Origin of the sequence: Clostridium sp. cel8, assembly GCF_014050525.1 — a bacterium.
Lineage (GTDB): Bacteria > Bacillota > Clostridia > Clostridiales > Clostridiaceae > Clostridium_B.
This window is the reverse complement of record NZ_JACGAG010000007.1, coordinates 89,523-113,184: the sequence shown is the minus strand read 5'-3', so window position 1 is coordinate 113,184 and position 23,662 is coordinate 89,523. Positions and strand designations below refer to the sequence as shown.

Annotated in this window: 20 protein-coding genes and 1 other annotated feature; of the genes, 11 read left to right on the top strand and 9 right to left on the bottom strand. The window is 29.5% G+C overall.

Translation table 11 applies throughout. From position 1 onward, the window contains the following. Positions 1-16 precede the first annotated feature (16 nt). Entirely contained in the window at positions 17-616 is a 600-nt protein-coding gene (gene yihA, locus H2684_RS08025) for a ribosome biogenesis GTP-binding protein YihA/YsxC (RefSeq protein ID WP_182088884.1), read from the top strand. Continuing rightward, positions 609-1,310, top strand: a complete 702-nt coding sequence (locus H2684_RS08020; protein WP_182088883.1) for a CPBP family intramembrane glutamic endopeptidase — start codon at positions 609-611, stop codon at positions 1,308-1,310. Before yihA ends, H2684_RS08020 begins: the two co-directional genes overlap by 8 nt. Before the next feature lie 34 nt (positions 1,311-1,344). On the opposite strand, the gene H2684_RS08015 is transcribed toward H2684_RS08020, so the two are convergent. Then, complete coding sequence (locus H2684_RS08015; protein ID WP_182088882.1) at positions 1,345-1,734, bottom strand: hypothetical protein; 390 nt, start codon at positions 1,732-1,734, stop codon at positions 1,345-1,347. Positions 1,735-2,045: 311 nt separating this feature from the next. Continuing rightward, entirely contained in the window at positions 2,046-2,987 is a 942-nt protein-coding gene (locus tag H2684_RS08010) for a VCBS repeat-containing protein (protein WP_182088881.1), read from the bottom strand. A 124-nt stretch (positions 2,988-3,111) separates the two neighbouring features. On the opposite strand from H2684_RS08010, the gene H2684_RS08005 reads away from it, so the two are divergent. Then, positions 3,112-4,275, top strand: a complete 1,164-nt coding sequence (locus H2684_RS08005; protein ID WP_182088880.1) for an ABC transporter substrate-binding protein — start codon at positions 3,112-3,114, stop codon at positions 4,273-4,275. Between the two features lie 15 nt (positions 4,276-4,290). Here H2684_RS08005 and H2684_RS08000 read toward each other — a convergent pair whose 3' ends face one another. Next, positions 4,291-4,716 carry a Fur family transcriptional regulator gene (locus tag H2684_RS08000; RefSeq protein WP_182088879.1) on the bottom strand — a complete coding sequence of 142 codons (426 nt, stop codon included), beginning with the start codon at positions 4,714-4,716 and terminating at the stop codon, positions 4,291-4,293. Between the two features lie 333 nt (positions 4,717-5,049). On the opposite strand from H2684_RS08000, the gene cobC reads away from it, so the two are divergent. The 5 genes from cobC (at position 5,050) to H2684_RS07975 (ending at position 8,480) form a co-directional block, all read left to right on the top strand. Continuing rightward, the gene (gene cobC, locus H2684_RS07995; RefSeq protein ID WP_182088878.1) at positions 5,050-5,664 is read left to right on the top strand and encodes an alpha-ribazole phosphatase; all 615 of its coding nucleotides are present in this window, start codon (positions 5,050-5,052) and stop codon (positions 5,662-5,664) included. Positions 5,665-5,720: 56 nt separating this feature from the next. Continuing rightward, positions 5,721-6,479 carry an adenosylcobinamide-GDP ribazoletransferase gene (cobS, locus tag H2684_RS07990; RefSeq protein ID WP_182088877.1) on the top strand — a complete coding sequence of 253 codons (759 nt, stop codon included), beginning with the start codon at positions 5,721-5,723 and terminating at the stop codon, positions 6,477-6,479. 39 nt (positions 6,480-6,518) lie between these two features. Beyond that, on the top strand, positions 6,519-7,067 hold the full coding sequence (gene cobU, locus H2684_RS07985; RefSeq protein WP_182088876.1) for a bifunctional adenosylcobinamide kinase/adenosylcobinamide-phosphate guanylyltransferase: 549 nt from the start codon (positions 6,519-6,521) through the stop codon (positions 7,065-7,067). An 18-nt stretch (positions 7,068-7,085) separates the two neighbouring features. Beyond that, positions 7,086-8,126: an FAD:protein FMN transferase gene (locus H2684_RS07980; protein ID WP_182088875.1), complete on the top strand. Its 1,041-nt coding sequence runs from the start codon at positions 7,086-7,088 to the stop codon at positions 8,124-8,126. 147 nt (positions 8,127-8,273) lie between these two features. Further along, positions 8,274-8,480: a DUF1858 domain-containing protein gene (locus H2684_RS07975; RefSeq protein ID WP_182088874.1), complete on the top strand. Its 207-nt coding sequence runs from the start codon at positions 8,274-8,276 to the stop codon at positions 8,478-8,480. Positions 8,481-8,517: 37 nt separating this feature from the next. Here H2684_RS07975 and H2684_RS07970 read toward each other — a convergent pair whose 3' ends face one another. Beyond that, the gene (locus tag H2684_RS07970) at positions 8,518-9,435 is read right to left on the bottom strand and encodes a cation diffusion facilitator family transporter (RefSeq protein ID WP_182088873.1); all 918 of its coding nucleotides are present in this window, start codon (positions 9,433-9,435) and stop codon (positions 8,518-8,520) included. A 240-nt stretch (positions 9,436-9,675) separates the two neighbouring features. Here H2684_RS07970 and nifJ point away from each other — a divergent pair, with 240 nt between their 5' ends. Next, the gene (gene nifJ / locus H2684_RS07965; protein WP_182088872.1) at positions 9,676-13,236 is read left to right on the top strand and encodes a pyruvate:ferredoxin (flavodoxin) oxidoreductase; all 3,561 of its coding nucleotides are present in this window, start codon (positions 9,676-9,678) and stop codon (positions 13,234-13,236) included. A 77-nt stretch (positions 13,237-13,313) separates the two neighbouring features. Here nifJ and H2684_RS07960 read toward each other — a convergent pair whose 3' ends face one another. The 5 genes from H2684_RS07960 to H2684_RS07940 form a co-directional block, all read right to left on the bottom strand. Beyond that, positions 13,314-13,475: a DUF3787 domain-containing protein gene (locus H2684_RS07960; RefSeq protein ID WP_182088871.1), complete on the bottom strand. Its 162-nt coding sequence runs from the start codon at positions 13,473-13,475 to the stop codon at positions 13,314-13,316. A 97-nt stretch (positions 13,476-13,572) separates the two neighbouring features. After that, on the bottom strand, positions 13,573-14,217 hold the full coding sequence (gene uppS / locus H2684_RS07955) for a polyprenyl diphosphate synthase (RefSeq protein WP_182088870.1): 645 nt from the start codon (positions 14,215-14,217) through the stop codon (positions 13,573-13,575). Between the two features lie 166 nt (positions 14,218-14,383). Then, complete coding sequence (gene sstT / locus H2684_RS07950; RefSeq protein ID WP_182088869.1) at positions 14,384-15,616, bottom strand: serine/threonine transporter SstT; 1,233 nt, start codon at positions 15,614-15,616, stop codon at positions 14,384-14,386. A gap of 161 nt (positions 15,617-15,777) precedes the next feature. Beyond that, positions 15,778-16,581, bottom strand: coding sequence for an ABC transporter permease (locus H2684_RS07945; protein WP_182088868.1), 804 nt, complete (start codon positions 16,579-16,581; stop codon positions 15,778-15,780). Position 16,582: 1 nt separating this feature from the next. Then, positions 16,583-17,338 carry an ABC transporter ATP-binding protein gene (locus H2684_RS07940; protein ID WP_182088867.1) on the bottom strand — a complete coding sequence of 252 codons (756 nt, stop codon included), beginning with the start codon at positions 17,336-17,338 and terminating at the stop codon, positions 16,583-16,585. 536 nt (positions 17,339-17,874) lie between these two features. On the opposite strand from H2684_RS07940, the gene H2684_RS07935 reads away from it, so the two are divergent. Then, a complete protein-coding gene (locus tag H2684_RS07935; protein ID WP_182088866.1) occupies positions 17,875-22,170 on the top strand; it encodes a 2-hydroxyacyl-CoA dehydratase in 4,296 nt (1,431 codons plus the stop codon). A 130-nt stretch (positions 22,171-22,300) separates the two neighbouring features. Further along, entirely contained in the window at positions 22,301-23,323 is a 1,023-nt protein-coding gene (locus H2684_RS07930; protein WP_182088865.1) for an ABC transporter substrate-binding protein, read from the top strand. Between the two features lie 48 nt (positions 23,324-23,371). Further along, positions 23,372-23,584 (top strand) — a binding site (T-box leader). The last annotated feature ends 78 nt before the right edge of the window (positions 23,585-23,662 follow it).

The window sequence follows — 23,662 nt, the reverse complement described above, 5'->3', positions numbered from 1 at the left end:
GGAGGTGATGATACATTTGGAGATAAAACAAGCTGAGTTTGTAATATCTGCTGTAACAAGAAAACAGTATCCACATGATAATTTCAATGAAATAGCTTTTGTAGGACGTTCTAATGCAGGAAAGTCATCTTTAATAAATACTTTGGTAAATAGAAGGAAATTAGCTAAAACTAGTAGTACCCCTGGAAAGACCAGGTTAGTTAATTTCTTTATGATAAATAAAAGTTTTTATTTTGTAGATTTGCCTGGATACGGATATGCTAAAGTTTCAAAATCTGAAAAAAACAGTTGGGGCAAAGTTATAGAAAATTATCTTATTGGAAGAAAACAGTTAAAAGCAATAGTACTACTAGTAGATTCTAGGCATAAGCCTACATTTGATGATATTACAATGTACAAGTGGATAAAATATTATGGGTACAAACTTATAGTAGTTGCAACTAAATCGGATAAGATATCTAAGAATCAATTAAATAAAAACCTGAAAGTCATAAAGGAAACATTAAATTTAAAAGATGAAGATAAACTTGTTGCCTTTTCTTCTTTAAATAAAAGTGGTAGAATTGAACTCTTAGATGAGATTGAGAGTGTAATGGAGGCGGATAAAATTGATTAAGCTTAATTTAATCAAAGATATTCTTACATTTTTAATAGTATATATGCCGCCTATTTTACTATACGGAATGTATTGGATTAGGAAAAATAGAAATAGAGTAGTTTTAGCTATTATAAGTGTATTATATGTAGTTGCTAGTATTTATACTCAAAATCTCATCCCATTTATATTTGTACTTTTGAATATAGTGCATATTAGAAATACAGAAGATTTTTATATTTTTGATATAAAGAGATTTAGATTTTTAAAGGGATTAAAGCTAATAGCTATATCTTATTTGGGAATTATCATTATATCAATAATAGAAACCATAGTTGCTTCAAATTTTAATTTCACTTTGAATCAGCAGGAAATTGTTACTCGTATGTCTGATATGTCACTTAAGAGTTTTATGTTGATGATACCTGTAGTTTCAATATTTGCACCTGTATTTGAGGAATTTGTATTTAGGTGGCTATTCTTCAAAAAAATATTTGCAAATAGGGTAGGCATATATTCTGGAGCGGTTTTAAGCAGTTTAATATTTGCCTTTATGCATTTTAGTTTAACAGCTTTTTTTATAATATTTTGGATAGGAATATATAATTGTTATTTGATACATAACAAAGGATATTGGTATTCAGTATTTAATCATTGTGTGTTTAATTCTGTAAGTATGATGTCATTATTTTTACAGAATTTTATAATAAAGTGAGAGCACTGTTTTATAAAACAGTACTCTTATTTTATTATTTTTTTGAATTGGAATTCATAAAATCATTTAAAAATTTAGCTGCATCTGGAGAATTTTGAAGTTCTTTGATTTTTGCAAGCACTTGATTTTGCAGGTCACTTCTATTTTCCAAATTCTCAAGCCTATTTTCTAAAGCCGCCAGTTGAGATTTTATATTGGATTCATTAAAATTATTTCCACCTATATTTCTTGTTATATCTCCTGTATTCATGTTGTTTAATAAAGAACTTATTTTATCATTTGACATCATGCCGCCCATGCCTCCGCCTCCGAATGCAGACATTAGAGATAGTAATTGTGGTAAATCTATATTACCTAACAGATTACCCAGATTGAATCCGTTGTTAACAGGTCTATTGTTATTTCTATGGTGGTGTTTTGACATAAATCATCCCTCCTTTAAGATGTTTTACTTCTTATCAGTATGTGTCCTAATTTTTTAATATATATTGATACTATATAGTATTCATAAAATTAATATTTGACACATATATGTAAGCATAAATTAAAACAATGAAAATTAAGGTAAAATATAAAATTATTTAAGTTATATGAATAAATTTAACCTAATTGGATAGTATAATAATTGTAATCGGAGATACATTCTCCTACACATCAAGTAATTTTATATGTTATTTGATGTAATAACCCCCCATCCCCCTTGGGACCGTAAAAGCGGTCCCTTTTATATTTTAATTAATACATAGATATAATTTTAAATTTATTAGAATCAGTTTCATTTTTGTTAGATACTAAAATTAAATTAATAGTATAGTTTTTAATAATTGAACTATCTGAGTTTGATACTCCTTTAAAATTTAGAACCCAAGACAGTTCAGAGGTGTTGCCTTTTCTATCAGATTTTTTTTCTACAAACATTCCGTCTTGAAATACATAAGTATTATTTTCATTTGCAAGTTTGTCTATTAGATACATATCATCATTTGACAAGTTAGAGGAAAAAATTTTATTTGGAATGTAAGGCTTACTTGAAGGAAGCTTTTCAATAAAATTTATAAAAGAGCATATTGTGTCTTTTCCCATGAATGTTTTATTCTCTTCTAAATTATAATTTTTTAATTTATTGTTTAAAAATATGTAATTTGTAAGCATCATATTTTCTCCTTGAAATCGTCCTGTAATTATTTTTGGAGTTCTGTTATTGGTGCAGTCTATAAATCCAAGTATATTGTTTGAACTAGAAAATATATTTTTGAACTTGTAACCATCAAAGACAAAAAATCTTTGAAGAGAGTTTTTGCCAAGGGATCCCTGAATGAAAATTTCAGGAATCCTATCTCTAGATACATCCATTATATTTATTCTAAGTGGCCAGTAAGGATAATAGTTACTTATCAAGTTTCCATTATCGTTATTAATAAAGTCATATACTTTATCTTTTATTTTTACTTTAATTAAATATTTATTATCAGTTTGTTTTACATATAATTTATCATATATACCATCTCCATTGAAATCAGCTGTTAGAGTTTTATCCTCTAGTATATTGCTAAAAGTTGAGGAAGTTATGTAGAAAAAGTTTCTGTATATTAAAAATAATGTAATTAGGATAAAAATCATGAATAGAATTATATAATACAGGTGTTTTTTCTTTATAAATATTACTTTTAATTTCATAGTTTCACCCCCAAGTAAATTTATATGAATTTAATTATATATTTAATTAATATGCACAAAATAAATTTATATGAGATAATATAAAAATTGATTTTTATTTATAAATAAAAAGGAGGGAACATGTATGAATAGTAAAAAAATAAGACTGCTTTTTTTAATAGTATTTCTTTCCTTTAATTTAAGTGGATGTTTTAGCTCTAATGAAAATGAAGATGACAGAAAGATCAATTTATATATAGGAGTAAAAGATAAAGAATCCCTTAATACAATAAAAATCCTTACTGATTTCTATGAAAAAAATAATCCTAAAGTTAAAATCAATATAAATAATTCTATCCTAGGAAGTAAAATAGAAAACAATATTGGGGATAAAAATGATATATTGTTTGTTAGTAGAAATGATATGCTTGATTTGGCTAGTAAAGGTATATTAGATGATATGAAAGATTTCTACAAGGAAAATGACATAGCAACAAGATATTATTCAATATTAAAGGTTTGTGGAAGATTTAATGATAGGTACTATGGAATTCCACTTATGCCATATAGTCTAGAGTTTTTATATAATAAAAAATATTTTGATGAAAGAAATATTAAAGTCCCAGATAATTTAGATGAATTTGAAGTATTTTTGAAAAATTTTAATTCAAGTTCAAAATCAGTGCCTATGGTTTTGAATGAAAATATGGATATAAACAATGCAATTTTTTCTATAGTGGCAAATAACAATATAATTGATATAGATAGAATGCAAGATGTATTTAATCACATAAATTCTTTATTTAAATCCGGTTATATAGATAAGAATACATTTGAGCTTGGCAATGAAGTATCTATAGATAAATTTAATAGTGGAGATATACCTATAATTTTATTACCATCTTATTATGCAGGAAATTTGGATGATGAAAACATAGGATCAATAAGTGAGAAAGTGTCTAATATGAAAGTACCAATTATATCCGATGTAGTTGTCTGTGTACCTACAAATGCAGAAAATAGTGAGGAAATAGATAAATTTATGAAATTTGCATTTGGAGATAAGATGCAAGAGGAGTTTTTAAAAAGAGGTTATATTACAAATAATAAGAAAGTTAACGATAAAAATAAGGGAATAAAAAGGATTATAGCTTCACATATTGAAGATAGTGTAGAATGCAATACAGCTATTATAGATAGTATTTCAAGTAGTGTTAGAGAAGATATATCAGCTAAAATAGATGATATATTTTCAGGTGAATATACAGGCAAAGAGTGGAATAGTATAGTTGAAAAAGAGCAGCAATGAGCTGCTCGAGAGATTTTATTGCTCAGCTTGAGCTTTTTTACAATTAGAACAAATTCCATAAAAGTAAATTTGATTGCTTAAAACGGTATAATCAACTTTGTCTTTGATTTTTTCATTTAAATCAGAAAAAGATATTCCGTTTACATCATCTACTCGACCACATGATAGACATTGTATATGTGGATGAGGAGCAGTTTTGCCATCATATCTAAAATTACCTTCACCTACATTTATTTCTTGCACTAGGTTAACTTTTACTAATGTTTTAAGAGCTTTGTAAACAGTTGCTAAGCTCATAGTAGGATAGTCATCAAGAAGAGCTTTATATATTGTTTCTGCAGAAGGATGCTCTGTAGTAGATTTTAGATATCTATATACAGCTATACGCTGTGGAGTCAATTTCAATTTTTTCTCTTTAAAAATAGTGGCTAAATTATTCATATACACCATCCTTTCTATACATTATAGTTATCTATTTGACATTAAGTTATTAGTTGATTAATTATACTTTATAATAAAAACTATTAGATGTCAAAAGTAATTTTATAGTATTTATTTTAAAATAGTACTTTTATTATAATATTATGCATAAATATGATAAATTTTTTTAAATGAATAACTTGATTTTTAATACTGTTGTGTTAAAATATATATGTGAATAAATTAACAAATGTATTCGTTTCTCATTCATTCTAAGGGCAGAAAGCTGCTCTTATTTTTTATAAAAATTTATTTTAACTTAAATTGGTATTTTATTGATTTAGAGGTGTTTATATGAATATATATTTAGTGCGACATGGTGAAACTGAAGCAAATTTTAGTGGAATTTACTATGGAAAGAATGAGTATGATTTAACAAAGAGAGGGATAGAACAGTCTAAAAAATTGTCTATATTATTAAAAAAAATAAATTTTGATAAAATATATATAAGTGAAAAGAAGAGGACTTTAAAAACTGCTAATGAAATTTTTCAGAATAAATATAAATCTCAGGAATTTATAGTAGATAGCAGAATAAATGAAATGGATTTAGGAGAATTTGAAGGAAAAAATTATAAAGATATAGAAAAATTATATCCAATACATTGGGAAAAGTGGTGTAGTGATTGGAAAAATGTATCGCCACCAGGAGGAGAAAGCTATGTTCAGTTTTATACAAGGGTAAAGAGCTTTATGCAAGATATATTGAAGATGAAAGCTGAAAATATACTTATTATAACCCACTCTGGAGTTATAAGATCTATATACTGCTGGGTCTTAAATGACAATATTGATCTTTTCTGGAAGTTTGCATCTCACAATGGAGATCTTTCAATTATAAAATATGAGTATAATAATTTGTATATTGATAGTATAATATGTTTAGATGGTATTAATGTAATAAATTAGATTTATAATTTTGATATGCCATAGTATTATTGAGATCTTGGAAGTTGGTGAGTATGGTGACGAAAATAATTAATAATTTTTTGCTTATGATGCAATTTTTAACTAGAATAAACATAAACAAAAATTTGGAATGTAGAAAAGAAAATTTTAGATGGGGTTCAATATTTATGCCTTTAATAGGCCTTATAATAGGTGGACTTCAATGGGGATTGTACAAGTTACTAATATATTTTTTACCTGTAAATGTTTCTGTTATTTTTTCTATTTTGCTTGGAATTATATTAACTGGAGCTATGCATATAGATGGACTTGGAGATATGTGTGATGGATTTTTTGCATTTAAAGGTAATGACAGGATAATAGAAATAATGAAAGATAGTAGAGTGGGAACGTATTCATGTATAGCTATAGTTATGGACATACTTTTAAAATATAGTTTACTTTGTTATATAGTTCCTAAGTTTTCATTAGCTATAGTAGTTTCACAGGTAATATCAAGATTTTCTACTTTGTTTATTATCGCATCTGGAAATACAGCTAAAAGCACAGGTACAGGAAATTTGTTTATAGATAGTGTAGAAATAAGTCAATTTTTAGTTGGAGCTGTAATTACATTTGTAGTACTTTTTTTTGTAACATCAATTGATCCTATAGATTCTGTTATTCTAATGCTTATAGCAATCGTTATATCATTTGGTTTTAATATGTATTGTAAAAGTAAAATTGGAGGATTAACTGGAGATCTACTTGGAGCTAACAATGAAATTATGGAAATAGCTATGCTTGCTTTTATGTATATATTTCTAATTAAGTAAGATAGAATATTCATTTGCTATTTATAAAAGGAGGATTATATGGGAAAAATAACTTTGGTAACAGGTGGAAGCAGAAGTGGTAAAAGTAGCTTTGCTGAAAAGATGCTATCTAAATATGATGACGTCCTATATGTAGCAACTGCAATACCTACAGACAAGGATATGGAAGAGCGAATAAAAATACATAAACAGCGTAGAAATTCAAAGTGGGAAACTTATGAAGGGTACAGAAAAATTGGAGATGTAATTAAAAATAAAAATCATAAATATGTGTTACTAGAATGTATAGGAACTCTTATAACAGATATATTATTTGAAGGTGAAAAGGATTTTGACAAAATTACTAAAAATGAAATAAATGCCTTAGAAGAAAATGTATTAAATGAAATTAAGAACATAATTTTATCTGCTCATGATTGCGGTATAAATTTAGTTATTATTACAAATGAAGTTGGAATGAGTGTAGTTCCCGAATATAGACTTGGAAGAATATTTTCAGATATACTTGGAAGAGTAAATCAGTTCATAGCGGATAATAGTGATGAAGTATACATTTCATTTTGTGGTATTCCACTAAAATTAAAATAAGATTAAGAGGATAGATATATGAAAAGGAAAATGTTACATAAAGTTATGGGATTAATTTTAATTCTATTTGTACTTCCCCTTTATGGATGTACAAATAGTAGTAAAAAAGATCCTATTTCAAAAACTAAATACATGCTAGGAACAATATGTACTATAAATGTATATGATGAGAAAGATGAAACTGCAGTTGATAAGGCTTTTGAGAGAATAAAGAAGATTGAAGATAAGATGAGCGTAAATAAATCAGGCACTGAATTAGATAAAGTAGCAGAAAATGCAGGAAAAAAATATGTTAAAGTATCTGATGATACATTTTATGTTCTCAAGAAGGGAAAGTACTATTCAGAGCAGTCAAAGGGAGTTTTCGATATAACTATAGGGCCTTTGGTGAAGTTATGGGGAATTGGTACAGACAATGCAAAATTACCTAGTAGTCAGGAAATTGAAAGTAAAAAGGAACTTGTAAATTATAAAGATTTATTACTTGATGAGAAAAATAAAAAAGTTATGCTTGCAAAAGAAGGTATGTCACTTGACCTTGGAGGAATAGCAAAAGGCTATGCAGCAGATGAGGCAACTAGGATACTCAGAGAAAATGGTGTAGAACATGCTATAGTAAATTTAGGTGGAAATGTAGTTGTATTAAATAACAATGTAGACGGAAATCCATGGAGGATAGGAGTGCAAGATCCTTTTGAAAGTAGAGGAGATGCCGTTGGTGTTTTAAATGAAACAAATAAAACAGTAGTTACATCTGGAATATATGAAAGATATTTTAAAAAGAATGGTAAAATATATCATCACATATTAGATCCATTTACAGGGTATCCTATGGATAACAATCTGGCAAGTGTTACTTTAATAACTAGTGTTTCAATAAATGCAGATGCAATGACAAAGAATATATTTCATTTAGGCGTTGAAAAAGGCCTTGAATATGTAAAAAATATAGATAACTTGCAAGCTGTATTTATAACTAAGGATAAAAAGATATATATAACTTCAGGATTAAAAGGAAATTTTAAAGTAATAGATTCTGAATATAAGCTAATGAATTAGCATTTTGATTATAATTAAAAAATATATCTATTTATACTTGATGTAAAATGAATTTAGTATTATTATAATTATATCTATAAGGTGTAGTTTTATAAGTTAGACTTAACCTTATAAATACAAATATTATAGGAAATGAGGTTGCATATTATGGCTAAAAAGGTCACTAAAGATATGACTATAAGAGAAGTTTTACAAATTAATGAGGCGTATGCTGAAACTCTTATGAGCTTTGGAATGGGATGTATAGGATGTCCTGCATCATTGGGAGAGAGCATAGAAGAAGCTGCTACTGTACACGGTATAAATGTAGATGAATTAGTCGAAGCTTTGAATGCTGAAACTGTTGAAGAATAATAAATTAAAAGTAAAAATAAGTAGGCTGCACTGCAGTCTATTTATTTTTATTATCAGTACAATTTAAGTTCTTCTTAAAATTACAGTTTTTACAATCGTTATTGCAAGATTCTATATGGATCATAGTTTCTGTATTTGTAAGAGATGAAGATATTCTGTTTTCTATACTGTCACATATATCATGAGCATCTTTTACATGCATGTCATTGGGAAATACTAAGTGAAGATCTATACATTTCATATTTCCAGATTTTCTAGTTCTCAATCTATGAAATTCACAAAAGACAGAACTGTATTCTGATAGTATGTTTTTAATAGTGTTTATCTCATCATCAGATAATTTCACATCTACAAGTGGATTGAAGGCTGATTTTAACAAATTGAAGGCTTCTCTCAAAATAAATATTGAAACAGCAATGGCTATAAGGGGATCAAGTACTTCTAATTTAGTTATCCAAATTAAAAGGAGCCCTATTCCAACTCCAAGGGAAGTATAAACATCTGTTCTAAGATGTAAAGCATCTGCCTTTAGAGCTATTGAATCCTCTTTATTTGAAACTTTATATAGTATTCTAGATATAAAGAAGTTTATAAAAGATGATATAAACATTACAATAAAACCTATTGCAGATGGATTTGATTCTCCAGGATATCTTAGTTTTTTTATAGATTCAAATATTATCAATAAGGAAGCAAAAAAAATTAATATACCTTCAAGTACACCAGATACATCTTCAAATTTACCATGTCCATATGGATGTTCTTTATCTGCAGGTTTAGATGATATTTTTACAGAAAAAAAAGATATAAAAGAAGCTGTCAAATCTATAGTAGAGTGAATTGCCTCAGATATTATACTCACTGATCCTGTAATAACCCCAACAATTACTTTCATCACTATTAAACTGCTGTTTGATAATATGGAAAGACTTGCTGTTTTTACCTTGATATTCATAATAACATCCCCTATACAAATCATATCTTTATCAAATGATAAAAAATAATTATTATTATAATAGCCTATTAATTAGTATACGTCAATAAAAATTAAATGTGAAATTAGTATCAATTGAAAATCAAATGTATTAATCTATAACTTATTTATTTTAAAATCCTATGTATGATAAATCTACATATTTCAAATAATAAATATTGAATGAAATATGTACCTATGTACAATGAGGAGTGATTTATTATGACAAGTAAAATGAAGACTATGGATGGAAATACAGCAGCAGCTTATGCATCCTACGCATTTACTGAAGTTGCTGCTATATATCCAATCACGCCGTCTTCTCCTATGGCTGAGGCTGTAGATGAATGGGCATCTCAAGGCAAAAAAAATATATTTGGAGATACAGTGAAAATTAGTGAGATGCAGTCAGAAGCAGGAGCCTCTGGAGCAGTCCATGGATCTCTTGCAGCAGGAGCCCTAACTACTACATATACTGCATCACAAGGGCTTCTTCTCATGATTCCAAATATGTATAAAATAGCAGGAGAACATCTTCCAGGGGTATTTCATGTAAGTGCTAGAGCACTTGCTACACATGCACTTTCAATATTTGGAGATCATCAAGATGTAATGGCATGTAGACAGACTGGTTTTGCACTTTTAGCTTCATCAAATGTTCAGGAAGCTATGGATATGGGATTTGTGGCACATCTAAGTGCTATAAAGTCAAGAGTTCCATTTCTCCATTTTTTTGATGGATTTAGAACTTCTCATGAATATCAAAAAATAAATGTAATTGATTATGAAGATGTGAAAAATCTTGTAGATTATAATGCAATAGAGGAATTTAGAAAAAGGGGGCTAAATCCAGAGCATCCAACTGCTAGGGGAACTGCTCAAAATCCAGACATATATTTTCAAGGGAGAGAAGTTTCAAATAGATTTTACGATAAGGTACTAGATATTGTAAATGAGTATATGAAAGAGATAAACAAAATAACAGGAAAGAACTACAAACCATTTGAATATCATGGTGCAAAAGATGCGGAAAATATAATAATTGCAATGGGTTCTGTATGTGATACTATAGAGGAAACAGTTGACTATCTAATTGAAAAGGGCGAAAAAGTTGGCTGTGTTAAGGTGCATCTCTATAGACCGTTTTGTGCTAAATATTTCTTAGATGTTATTCCACATACAGTTAAAAATATATCTGTTCTCGATAGAACTAAGGAACCTGGATCAATTGGTGAACCACTCTATCTTGATGTATCAAAAGCTTTTTATGAATGTGAACATAGACCTGAAGTATTTGGAGGAAGATATGGCTTAGGTTCAAAGGATGTTACTCCTTCCAATATAATTTCTGTATTTGATAATATGAAATCAAATAATCCAAAGAAGCGATTTACTATAGGTATAATAGATGATGTTACAAATATGTCTTTGAAAGAAGGTCCTCAAGTGGAGACATCTCCAGAAGGAACTATAAGCTGTAAATTCTGGGGACTTGGTTCAGATGGAACTGTTGGAGCAAATAAGTCAGCTGTAAAAATAATTGGTGATAATACTGATCTATATGCTCAGGCATACTTTTCCTATGACAGTAAGAAGTCAGGAGGAACTACAATATCTCATTTAAGATTTGGCAAAAAGCCTATAAAGTCACCTTATCTAGTTCACAATGCAGATTATGTAGCATGTCATAATAGGTCATTTATATACAATTATGACATATTGAAAGGTCTTAAAAAGGGAGGTACTTTTGTATTAAATTGTAGATGGACAGAGGATCAACTGAATGATGAATTGCCAAATTATATGAAAAAGTATATTGCAGAGAATGATATTAATTTTTATATTATAGATGCCATAAAAATAGCTTCCAGTATAGGACTTGGAGGAAGAATAAATATGATAATGCAAGCTGTATTTTTTAAACTTGCAAATATAATTCCTATAGATGAAGCAGTTAAATATTTGAAAGATTCAATAGAAAAGACCTATGGAAGAAAAGGCGAAAAGATAGTACAGATGAATAAAGAGGCTGTAGATAAAGGACTTCAAGAAGTTGAAAAGGTAACTATTTGTGATAAGTGGAAGGCTATAAGTGAAAATATAGATTCTGATGATATACAGATAGATGAAGATGAGCCTGATTTTATAAAAAATATTCAAAGACCAATGTCTAAAAATGAAGGTGACAATTTACCTGTAAGTACATTTTTAAATATGGAAGATGGAACTTATCCTGTTGGAACTACTGCTTATGAAAAAAGAGGAATAGCTGTAATGGTTCCTGAATGGCAGATGGATAAGTGCATACAATGTAATCAGTGCTCATATGTTTGCCCACACGCTACAATAAGGCCATTCCTTTTAAATGAAGATGAATTAAAAAATGCACCAGATGAATTTGAAAGTAAGAAAGCCCTTGGAAAAGGATTTGAAAATTTAAACTTTACAATAAAGGTATCTCCTATGGATTGTACTGGTTGCGGTAACTGTGCAGATATATGTCCTGCTCCGGGAAAGGCACTTGTTATGAAACCATTTGAAACCCAAGTTGATAGGGGAGTTAAGAATTGGAATTATGCCATGACTATATCTGAGAAAAAAGATATTATGAGTAGAAATACATTAAAAGGAAGTCAGTTTGTTACTCCTCTTTTAGAGTTCAATGGTGCATGTCCTGGATGTGGTGAAACTCCATATATAAAACTTCTCACACAACTATTTGGAGAGAGAATGATGATTGCAAATGCAACTGGATGTTCATCAATTTGGGGAGCTAGTGCGCCAGCTATTGCATATACTAAAAATAGTGAAGGTAAGGGACCTTCTTGGGGAAATTCACTATTTGAAGACAATGCAGAGTATGGATATGGAATGTTTTTAGCAGTAAGGTATATGAGAGATAGAATAAGAAAACTCATGTTAACTTATATTGAAAATTCAAAGGAAAATAGTAGAGAGAGTGATATAATAAAATCATTTAATGAGTGGATAAACACTATGGAAGATGGAAGCCTTTCAAAAATATCATCAGAAAAAGTTGTTAAATCTATTATGGCTTGCAAAGATTATTCTAAAGATTACATCCTTAATGAAATATTATCTAAAAAAGATTTTCTCGTTAAAAAATCCCAATGGATTGTTGGAGGAGATGGATGGGCATATGATATTGGATTTGGAGGAGTAGACCATGTGCTTGCATCTGGAGATGATGTAAATCTATTTGTAATGGATACAGAAGTGTACTCAAATACTGGAGGTCAATCATCTAAAGCAACACAGACGGGAGCAGTAGCAAAGTTTGCAGCATCTGGTAAGCATATAAAGAAAAAAGATCTTGGTCTTATGGCTATGAGTTATGGATATGTGTATGTAGCGCAGATTTCACTTGGAGCAAATATGAATCATGCTATAAAGGCAATACGTGAAGCTGAAAATTACAGAGGACCATCACTTATAATAGCCTATGCACCATGTATAAGTCATGGTATAAAAACTGGAATGGGAACTAGTATAGCTCAGGAGAAAAAAGCAGTGGAAGCTGGATATTGGCATCTTTACAGATTTGATCCAACATTGAAACTTCAAGGCAAAAACCCATTTGTTTTGGATTCACAAGAACCTAAGACTTCCTTTAAGGAATATATACAAGGAGAGATAAGGTATTCTTCACTTAGAAAGGTATTGCCAAATAAAGCAGATGAATTATTTGATCAAGCAGAGAAAAATGCTAAGGATAGATATAATATATACAAAAAGTTGTCCCAAATGAATTATAATGAGTAGTATGTAGCAAAAATAAATGGAAGATTGTAAGATTGGATTTAATCTTACAATCTTCCATTATTAAATATAATAGAAATCTATTTCTCGTTTTCATCTACCCAGCTTTTTGAATCATATATTTCAGATATATCAGGTATTGATACATTTGACACAGGTTTTGTTTTTTTTATATTTGTCCATGGAGCAGTTTCATGACTTTCAATAGGTATCTTTCTATTGGATCTTTTATTTCTTAACATTTATATCACCTCTATTAAATATTATTTTACGAAAATATTTAATATATAAGTGACAATTTTTTGAAATATATATAATATAATTTATAGGATTCAAAAATTAGCCGCCAAGAGTTACATCTTGTTTGGTATACCACTCTAAGGCATTATATAAATGAGATGGATTAAAATCAGGCCAATAATCATCTACTATGTAGAAATCAGAATAAACTGATTGTACAGGAAGAAATCCGCTAAGACGTCTTCTACCTCCCCATCTTATTATAAGATCAATTCTGCTTATATCATGTGATTTTAAACTTGATGAAATTGAATTTCTGCTCTTACCATTTGCATTAGCTATATTTCTTAAATCCCAGTCCCATCCGTAATTTACAAGAAAATTGACTTTCATTCCACCTTTTCCTATATCTTTTCTTTTAGTATATGGTAGAAGTTCTTGTGGGAAAACATGTGAATCTTTATTTCCTATAACTAAAAGAGAGGCATCTTCATCTGAAAGCATTTCAACTGCTTTTATACAAGCTGCAGTAAAAGCTTTTCTCTGTACTTGGGGTCTTTTTACATTATCGGTTGTAAAACCGTAATAAGTTAATTCTTCAACACCTAATTTTTGGCAAATATTAAATACTTCCCTACCTGGGGCTAATCCGTATTCATATCCCATTTCCTTACTCATTCCATTTTTTACTGCCCAGCGTCTGTTACCATCTGGGATTATTCCTATATGTCTTGGAATTTTCATAAGATAGTTTCCCCCTTAATATACTAATGATTATTGCTAAATTATTTCCTGAAATGAGCAATAATATACTAAGTATATGATTTTATATTTAAGTTTAAATAAATTATTTTTTCTTACAATTATTATTGTAGTTTGTTAAGAAATTAATTTCAATAGATGATATCTATTATTTATTAATGATAATTTCTTTACCCTCTTTACGCCTTTTTGCAAATTCAGCAGTAGCAGTAAAAAGTACATCTGTAGATGAGTTTAGGCCTGTTTCACAAGAATCTTGTAAAACACCAATTATAAATCCAACACCAACAACTTTCATGGCAATATCATTTGGTATCCCAAACAAGCTACATGCTATAGGAATTAAAAGAAGTGAACCACCAGCAACTCCGGATGCACCACAGGCTGAAACGGCGGACAATATACTTAGTATAAGTGCAGTACCAATATCTACGTTTATTCCAAGAGTATGAACTTCTGCAAGAGTTAAAACAGAAATAGTAACAGCGGCACCAGCCATATTTATTGTTGCACCTAATGGAATAGATATTGAATATGTATTCTTATCTAAACCGAGTCTTTCACACAAACCTAAATTTACAGGAATATTTGCAGCTGAACTTCTAGTAAAGAATGCTGTAATACCGCTTTCTTTTAGACATTTAAGTACAAGGGGATATGGATTCATATGAATATTCATAAATACTATAATAGGATTTACAACAAAAGCTATTAAGGCCATACAGCCAATTAATACTACCAACAATTTTCCGTAGCTAATTAATGAACTAAGTCCATTTGTATAAATAGAGTTAAATACAAGACCCATTATTCCAAATGGAGCAAAATTTATAATCCACTGTACTATTAGTGATGTTGCGTCAGATAGATTGGCTATTAGGGCTTTTGTAGAATCAGGTGCATTTTTTAAAGCTACCCCAAATAAAATTGACCAAGTTAGTATACCTATATAATTGGCATTAACAAGAGCATTTACAGGGTTATCAACTATATTCATCAATAGATTTTTTAGAACTTCTACAACGCCACCTGGGGCAGAAACGTTCTCAGCGCCTTTTGTCAGTGTTAATGTAACAGGGAATATAAAACTTACTACAACGGCAACAAGACCAGCCAAAAACGTACCCAAAAGGTAAAGAATGATAATAGACTTCATGTTGGTTTGATGGCCACTTTTATGCTGAGAAATAGCCGACATAATTAAGAAAAATACCAATATAGGTGCTATTGCTTTTAATGCACCTACGAACAAGGAACCTAAAATTGAAATAGGTTGTGCTTGATTAGGAATTGTTACAGCTAGAATTATACCGATAGCTAAACCAGCTAATATTCTTTTTACTAGACTTATATTAGTCCACTTTTTTAATAGTTCTTTCATAGAATTTCCTCCTAAAAAATTATATAATGTTTAATTATATAATTTTATCATGAAATTTATGTAATGTGAAATTATATATGCCTTAAAAGATTATAATTATAAAAAAAGTAAGGTAGAAATAAGGACTGTAGATAAATTTTTTATCTACAGTCCAATTTTACTTAATGAAGGAATTTCTTTTTTACTTTGTTTTCTATAACTTCTACAAATTTGTACATAATGTATGCAAGTATAGATAATATAATTATACTTACCATTACCATGTCAAGCTGAGATATCTGACCACCGTATATTATAAGGAAACCAAGTCCTTTTTTTGCAACAAGAAATTCACCCATAATTACTCCAACCCAAGATAGACCTACATTTATCTTCAATGTTGATATTAAAGTAGGGATTGAAGCTGGAATTACAAGATGCATTAAAATTTGCAATTTCGATGCACCAAAAGTTTTCAAAAGTCTAATCTTATCCTTATCTACTTCTCTAAATCCATTTAATATATTTAATATAGTTACTACTATACATATAAGAACTGCAACCATTATTATGGCGGACATTCCATTTCCTACCCAAAAAATTATTATTGGTGCAAGAGCGATTTTAGGAAGTGCATTAAGCACAACAATATAAGGATCCAGTACTTCAGATACAAAATCAGATAGCCATAGAAGTATTCCAATAAGAGCTCCTAGAAATGTACTTAAAAGAAATCCTAATACAGTTTCAAGACAAGTTATTCCTATATGGGTAAAAAGATTTCCTTCTAAATATAATTTAACTAGAGTTTTCCACATTCTTGAAGGTGTACTAGTTAAAAATGGATCTATCCATTTTAAATCACCAGCTATTTCCCACAATGCAAAAAAGCACACTAAAATTAATATTCTAAATGTAAAAATTTTTTTCTTTCTACTAGTTATATTTTTTATATACAGTTCATGTTCCTTTAAAATATCTATCATACTAATTCAACTCCTTCCAGATTTCATTGAAGTATATTCTAAATTTAGGATCTTCTCTGGATTTAAGTGGAGAGTTGTATGATTTATCAAAGGTTATATTGAATATTTTTTTTATTTTAGCAGGCCTTTTAGATAGGACTAAAACTCTATTAGACATAGAAATTGCCTCTGCAATATCATGAGTTACCATTATTACTGTTTTATTTTCTCTTTTTAGGATTTTAAATATTTCATCACTTATGTTTAGTCTAGTTTGATAGTCAAGTGCTGAAAATGGTTCATCTAAAAGTAATACTTCTGGATTTAAAGCTAAAGTTCTTATAAGAGCAACTTTTTGCCTCATACCTCCAGACAGCTCTTCTGGGTAGTAGTTTATAAAATCCATAAGTCCGTAATTTTCAAGTAGAGAATTTATTTTATCTTTATATAAATCAATAGATTTATGTTGTATTTTTAATCCTAATGTTATGTTATTCCATATATTTGTCCATTCAAACAATTGATCTCTCTGAAACATATATCCCATTTTATTAGATATTGAAGTAGATTTTTTGTTATCTATATATATTTCTCCATAAGAGGGTTTTACAAGTCCTGCGATTATATTTAAAAGTGTAGTTTTGCCACAACCTGATGGTCCTACAATACTTAAAAATTCACCGTTTTCTACAGAAAAGGAAATGTCCTTTAAAGCTTCTGTAGAGCTTTTTAGAGAATGGTAATTCATATATATATTTTTTGCTGTTAATTTACTCAAAATATCATCTCCTTGTAAAGAGTAGGCACTTTTTACTATTTAAATTTGACTGCAACTTTCTACTATTATGATTTATTATATGAGCATTTACAAAGTATTGTTCCTTGATAAAAAATCTATTCTCTTTTAAGGTTATTTTTCTAATTTGATATTAATATAATTTATTTAACATAAATTAAGATTGTCCTATTGATGATACTATTATAGTAGTAAGTATAATAATTATACTTACTACTATAATAGTACTAAATACTAATAATACTTGTACTTGTAATTTTAATATCTTAAGTTTATAATTTAATTATTTAAAAGTTAGAATACTTCTAATTAATAAGCTCCTAGTGTATCTGCTTTAACAGTTGTAAATTTTAACATATGTGTAATGTTTGTTTGAATTGATAGATAGGATACATATGTTATAATATATTTGACAATAGATAGCTTCAACTAGAAAATCATTGGATAAATTAATTGAAGCTATTTATATAATGCAATAATACAAATTTAAAACTATTATTTATAAAAGGTGATTGTTTATGAAAAATTTACTTCATGTAGGCCTTGATGTAGGATCAACTACTGTAAAGATAGTTGTATCAGATATTAAGGACAAAATTATCTACAATAAGTATCAAAGACATTTTTCTGATATTAAAAGTACTATAGCTAAAGTTATCAGAGATGCATATGAAAAGGTAAAAGATGCTGATATTACTGTAATGGTTACAGGATCAGGTGGATTATCTGTATCTAAGTGGCTTAAAGTACATTTTATTCAAGAAGTAGTTGCATGTACTAATACTATAGAAAGATTCATACCACAAACTGATGTAGCTATAGAACTTGGTGGAGAAGATGCAAAAATAACCTTTTTCCAAGATGGCATAGATCAGAGGATGAATGGTACATGTGCTGGAGGAACTGGAGCTTTTATAGATCAAATGGCATCACTTCTTCAGACAGATGCAATGGGCTTAAATGAACTTGCTAAAAACTATAAGGTAATATATCCAATAGCAGCAAGATGCGGTGTTTTTGCAAAAACCGATGTGCAACCTCTTTTAAATGAAGGCGCAGCAAAAGAGGATATAGCCGTATCAATATTTCAGTCTGTAGTAAATCAGACAATTAGTGGACTTGCTTGTGGAAAAACTATAAAGGGTAATGTAGCATTTTTGGGAGGACCACTATATTTTTTATCTGAACTTAGAAAGAGATTTATAGAAACTCTTGGGTTAACTCCAGATCAAGTTATATTTCCAGAAAATTCGCAGCTCTTCGTTGCACAAGGAGCAGCACTTTCTTCTAAAAAAGAGAAGGTTATCAAGTTTAGTACTTTAGTAGATAGACTTTCCAATATGGATGATAGTCAAGATGATAAAGTGCAAATTTTAAGACCACTTTTTAAAGATGAAAATGAGTTAAATGAATTTAAAAAGAGACATTCAGGTCATAAAGTTGAAAGAGAAAATTTAGAAGAATATAAAGGAGATTGTTTCCTTGGAATAGATGCAGGATCAACTACAACAAAAGCTGTACTTATAAGTGATGATGGAAAACTTCTCTATTCTTTTTATGGAAGTAATAATGGAGATCCATTAAAGTCATCTATAAGAATATTGAAAGATATATATAGTAAGCTTCCAAAGAATGTTAAAATTGTGAATTCTGCAGTTACAGGATATGGAGAAGGACTTATAAAATCTGCACTTTCTGTAGATATTGGTGAAGTAGAAACTGTATCTCATTATGAAGCTGCTGAGTTTTTTCAGCCTGGAGTTGATTTTATACTAGATATTGGTGGACAAGATATGAAATGTCTTAAGGTAAAAGATGGAGTAATCGATAGCATAATGCTAAATGAGTCATGTTCTTCTGGATGTGGTTCATTTATAGAAACTTTTGCAAATTCACTAAATATGAAGGTAGAAGATTTTGCAAAAACTGCTGAAACATCAAAAGAACCAGTTGATCTTGGGTCAAGATGTACTGTGTTTATGAATTCAAAAGTTAAACAAGCACAAAAAGAAGGAATGTCTGTTGGAGATATATCAGCAGGACTTTCATATTCTGTTATAAAAAATGCACTTCTAAAGGTAATAAAAATAAGGAATCCGAAAGATCTTGGAAATAAGATAATAGTCCAAGGAGGAACTTTCTACAATGATGCTGTACTTAGGGCTTTTGAATTAATATCTGGAAGACAGGTAATAAGACCTGATATAGCTGGACTTATGGGTGCCTTTGGAGCTGCTTTAATTGCTAAAAAAAGATATGATAAATCTAGAGAGAGTACTCTTTTAAAAGAAGATCAGCTTGAGAATTTCAATGTAGAGGTTACGAGAAGAAGATGTGGAAAATGTGCAAATAACTGTCTTCTTACAATAAATAAATTTTCTGACGGAAATAAATTTATTTCAGGAAATAGATGTGAAAGAGGACTTGGAATAGAAAAATCAAAAAATGATGTGCCAAATTTATTTGATTATAAATACAAGAGAATATTTAATTATATTCCATTAAAAAAAGAAGAAGCTTTTAGAGGACAAGTTGGTATTCCACGCGTATTGAATTTATACGAGAATTATCCATTTTGGTTTACATTTTTTACTAAGCTTCATTTTAGAGTTGAAATTTCACCACGTTCTACAAAGAAAGTGTATTCCCTTGGAATAGAAACTATACCTTCTGAATCAGTATGTTATCCAGCAAAAATTGTACACGGGCATATAATGAGTTTAGTAAAAAGGGGAATTAAATTTATATTTTATCCTTGTATTCCATATGAACAAAAAGAACAGAAAGAAGCTAATAACAACTATAACTGCCCTATAGTTACTTCTTATCCTGAAGTAATAAAAAATAATATGGATGTACTTAAAGAAAAAAATATAATATTTAAAAATCCATTTTTGCCTTTAGATAATAAAAATGCACTTATAGAAGACCTAACTAAAGAATTAAAAGAGTTTAAAATAGAAAAAAGCGAAATAAAAGCAGCTGTAGAAGCTGCATATGAGGAAGCTCATAAAGTAAAACAGGATATAAGAAAAAAAGGTGAAGAAGTAGTTGAATATCTAAATAAGACTGGTAAAACAGGAATAGTACTTGCAGGTAGACCTTATCATATAGACCCAGAAATGCATCACGGAATTCCAGATGTAATAACTTCTTATGGAATGGCTGTTTTAACAGAAGATTCTGTAGCACACCTTGGAGTAGTTGAAAGACCTCTTAGAGTAGTAGATCAATGGGTATATCATTCTAGGTTATATGCAGCTGCAAGCTTTGTGGCAACTAATGAGAATCTTGAACTTATTCAATTGAATTCATTTGGATGTGGATTAGATGCAGTTACAACGGATCAGACTCAGGAAATATTAAATAGATATGGTAAGATATATACATCTCTTAAAATAGATGAGATAAGTAATCTTGGAGCTGTAAAAATAAGAATACGTTCTTTAAAAGCTGCACTTGAGGAAAGAAAAAAGATTGGATTTAAACCTCACAGTTTATATGAAAATAGAAAGAGGATAATTTTTACAAAAGAAATGAGAAAAAGGCATACGATACTTTGTCCTCAAATGGCACCTATACACTTCCAGTTTATTCAAGAGGCTTTCAATGTATCAGGTTATAAGCTGGAGATACTTCCATCTGTTGATAAAAAGGCAGTAGATGAAGGACTTAAATATGTAAACAACGATGCATGTTATCCATCTATAATAGTTGTTGGACAAATAATAGAGGCATTAAAATCTGGAAAGTATGATTTAAACAATACGTCAGTTCTCATATCACAAACAGGTGGAGGGTGTAGAGCTACAAACTATATAGCATTTTTGAGAAAAGCATTAAAAGAAGCAGGAATGGAACAAATACCAGTTGTGTCAATAAATATGGTTGGTATGGAGAAAAATCCTGGATTTAAAATATCTCCATCACTTCTAAATAAAGGATTGATGGGACTTATATATGGTGATCTTTTAATGAGAGTTCTCTACAAGGTAAGGCCTTATGAAAAAGTACCAGGGTCTGCAAATAAGTTATATGAAAAATGGGTTAAAAAAGGCAAGGAAAATGTTAGAAATGGAAGTCACTCTGAATTCAAGAAAAACATCTACAATATAGTAGAGGATTTTGACAATTTTGATATAGTTGATATAAAGAAACCAAAGGTTGGAGTAGTTGGAGAAATACTTGTTAAATTCCATCCTACAGCAAATAATGAGATTGTAAAAATACTTGAAAGTGAAGGTGCAGAAGCGGTAGTACCTGATTTGGCTGATTTCCTTTTATATACTGCCTATGGTGCTAAATTTAAACATGAACATCTTGGAAAGAGCCTAATAAGTGAAATTTTAAATGGAGCTGGTATAAAGATAATTGAATACTTTAGAAAACACATGAAAGCTGCACTTGCAAGTAGCAAGAGATTTTCACCACCATCTAGCATAGAAGATCTTGCAAGAGCTGCATCTAATATACTATCTCTTGGAAATGCAACTGGTGAAGGATGGTTTTTAACAGCTGAGATGATAGAGCTTATAGAAAGTGGAACAAAGAATATAGTTTGTATGCAGCCATTTGCTTGTCTTCCTAATCATGTTACAGGTAAAGGTATGATAAAGGCACTTAAGAAAAAGTATCCAGGAACTAATATAGCTGCTATAGATTATGATCCAGGTGCAAGCGAGGTTAATCAGTTAAATAGATTGAAACTTATGCTTTCTGTTGCATTTAAGTCTTTAAATGAAGAAAATGCAGTAGAAGAAGAGAGAAAAGAATTTATAGGTAAGCCTATATTTGCAGATAGTTTGGATAAATAGTGTGAAATGTGGCACTACAAGTAACTACTTGTAGTGTCTTTTTATATAAAATAAAATAAAAAAACTGACACAAGATATGTATTATTTCATAATATAAATTGATATAAAAATTGTGTTAGGGGATATATATATGAAGAAACGTAAGTTTAGCTTAGTGGCTCTTTTGTTTAGTTTAGTTTTTTTAACCACTATTTTTTCGGGCTGTGGTAGCACTAAAAATACTAGTTCGCTGAAAAAAATAAAATTAAATGAAGTTGCAAGATCTGTATTCTATGCACCTATGTACGTTGCTATAAATCAAGGAATGTTTAAAGAGCAAGGACTATCTATAGACCTTACTACAGGTCAAGGAGCAGACAAGACAATGCAGACTGTGCTTAGTAAAAATGCAGATATAGGTTTTTGTGGACCAGAACAGATAATATACATTTACAATCAAAAAAGAGAAGATTACCCTGTTCTATTTGCACAGATGACTACAACAGATGGATCTTTTTTAGTAAGTAGAGAAAAATCTGACAAGTTCAACTGGAGTGACGTAAAAGGTAAGACCATAATAGGAGGAAGACCTGGAGGTGTTCCTGAAATGGCCTTAGAATATGCACTTAAGAAAAATAATATTAAACCTCAAAAGGATGTAAATATTATAACTAATATCGCATACACAGCTACATCAGGAGCATTTAAAGCAGGAACAGGGGATTATGTGGCACTGTTTGAACCTTCTGCAAGTATGCTTCAAAATGATAACAATGGATATGTAGTTGCATCTGTTGGAAAGTCAGTAGGAAGCCTTCCATACACTTGTTATTTTGCAACTAAATCATATATAGCTGAAAATCCTGATGTTATAAAGAAATTTACAAAAGCTATTTATGAAGGACAAATTTGGGTTAAAAATCATACAGACAAAGAAGTTGCAACTAAGATAAAATCATTTTTCCCAGGTACAGATCTTAGCATATTAGAAACTGTTGTAAAAAATTACAGAGATATAGGTGCTTATGCAGCTAATCCAGAAATTAAAGAAGAAAATTTGAATAGACTTATGGATATAATTCAATCTTATAAGCCAAGTCTTATACCTAGTAGACCTCCATTTGACAAGATAGTGGATAATTCTTTTGCAGAAGAAGTTATTAAAACTCCTTGACAGTTTCTAATTTAAAGTTATAATTATATTGTATAAAATGAAATTACTATAACAATGGTGAAAAAGAGGAGTAGGAATATAAGAGTATAAAGAGAGGAAAATCTATTAGTTGAGAGGTTTTCTATATGATTTATTCTGAAAGTAGCTTTGGAATTTCTTTACTGAAAAAAAGTAGGTAAAGACGGCCTGTAGTCGTTAATAATTAAGAGTCTATATTTATGTATAGAAAAAAAGGTGGTAACGCGGGTCTTCGTCCTTTAGGGGTGGAGGCTCTTTTGTTTTTATAATTTATTTTAAAATAATTCACATTTTACAGAAAATAAAGTATTTATAATAAGA

What these genes read in the sequence shown, in the direction of transcription:
- H2684_RS08010 (WP_182088881.1), bottom strand. Translation starts at nt 2,987, where the DNA reads ATGAAATTAAAAGTAATATTTATAAAGAAAAAACACCTGTATTATATA.
- H2684_RS07935 (WP_182088866.1), top strand. Translation starts at nt 17,875, where the DNA reads ATGAAAAATTTACTTCATGTAGGCCTTGATGTAGGATCAACTACTGTA.
- H2684_RS07960 (WP_182088871.1), bottom strand. Translation starts at nt 13,475, where the DNA reads ATGTTAAGAAATAAAAGATCCAATAGAAAGATACCTATTGAAAGTCAT.
- uppS (WP_182088870.1), bottom strand. Translation starts at nt 14,217, where the DNA reads ATGAAAATTCCAAGACATATAGGAATAATCCCAGATGGTAACAGACGC.
- cobC (WP_182088878.1), top strand. Translation starts at nt 5,050, where the DNA reads ATGAATATATATTTAGTGCGACATGGTGAAACTGAAGCAAATTTTAGT.
- H2684_RS07945 (WP_182088868.1), bottom strand. Translation starts at nt 16,581, where the DNA reads ATGATAGATATTTTAAAGGAACATGAACTGTATATAAAAAATATAACT.
- H2684_RS07980 (WP_182088875.1), top strand. Translation starts at nt 7,086, where the DNA reads ATGAAAAGGAAAATGTTACATAAAGTTATGGGATTAATTTTAATTCTA.
- cobU (WP_182088876.1), top strand. Translation starts at nt 6,519, where the DNA reads ATGGGAAAAATAACTTTGGTAACAGGTGGAAGCAGAAGTGGTAAAAGT.
- sstT (WP_182088869.1), bottom strand. Translation starts at nt 15,616, where the DNA reads ATGAAAGAACTATTAAAAAAGTGGACTAATATAAGTCTAGTAAAAAGA.
- H2684_RS08015 (WP_182088882.1), bottom strand. Translation starts at nt 1,734, where the DNA reads ATGTCAAAACACCACCATAGAAATAACAATAGACCTGTTAACAACGGA.
- H2684_RS08000 (WP_182088879.1), bottom strand. Translation starts at nt 4,716, where the DNA reads ATGAATAATTTAGCCACTATTTTTAAAGAGAAAAAATTGAAATTGACT.
- H2684_RS07970 (WP_182088873.1), bottom strand. Translation starts at nt 9,435, where the DNA reads ATGAATATCAAGGTAAAAACAGCAAGTCTTTCCATATTATCAAACAGC.
- nifJ (WP_182088872.1), top strand. Translation starts at nt 9,676, where the DNA reads ATGACAAGTAAAATGAAGACTATGGATGGAAATACAGCAGCAGCTTAT.
- H2684_RS07975 (WP_182088874.1), top strand. Translation starts at nt 8,274, where the DNA reads ATGGCTAAAAAGGTCACTAAAGATATGACTATAAGAGAAGTTTTACAA.
- H2684_RS07930 (WP_182088865.1), top strand. Translation starts at nt 22,301, where the DNA reads ATGAAGAAACGTAAGTTTAGCTTAGTGGCTCTTTTGTTTAGTTTAGTT.
- H2684_RS08005 (WP_182088880.1), top strand. Translation starts at nt 3,112, where the DNA reads ATGAATAGTAAAAAAATAAGACTGCTTTTTTTAATAGTATTTCTTTCC.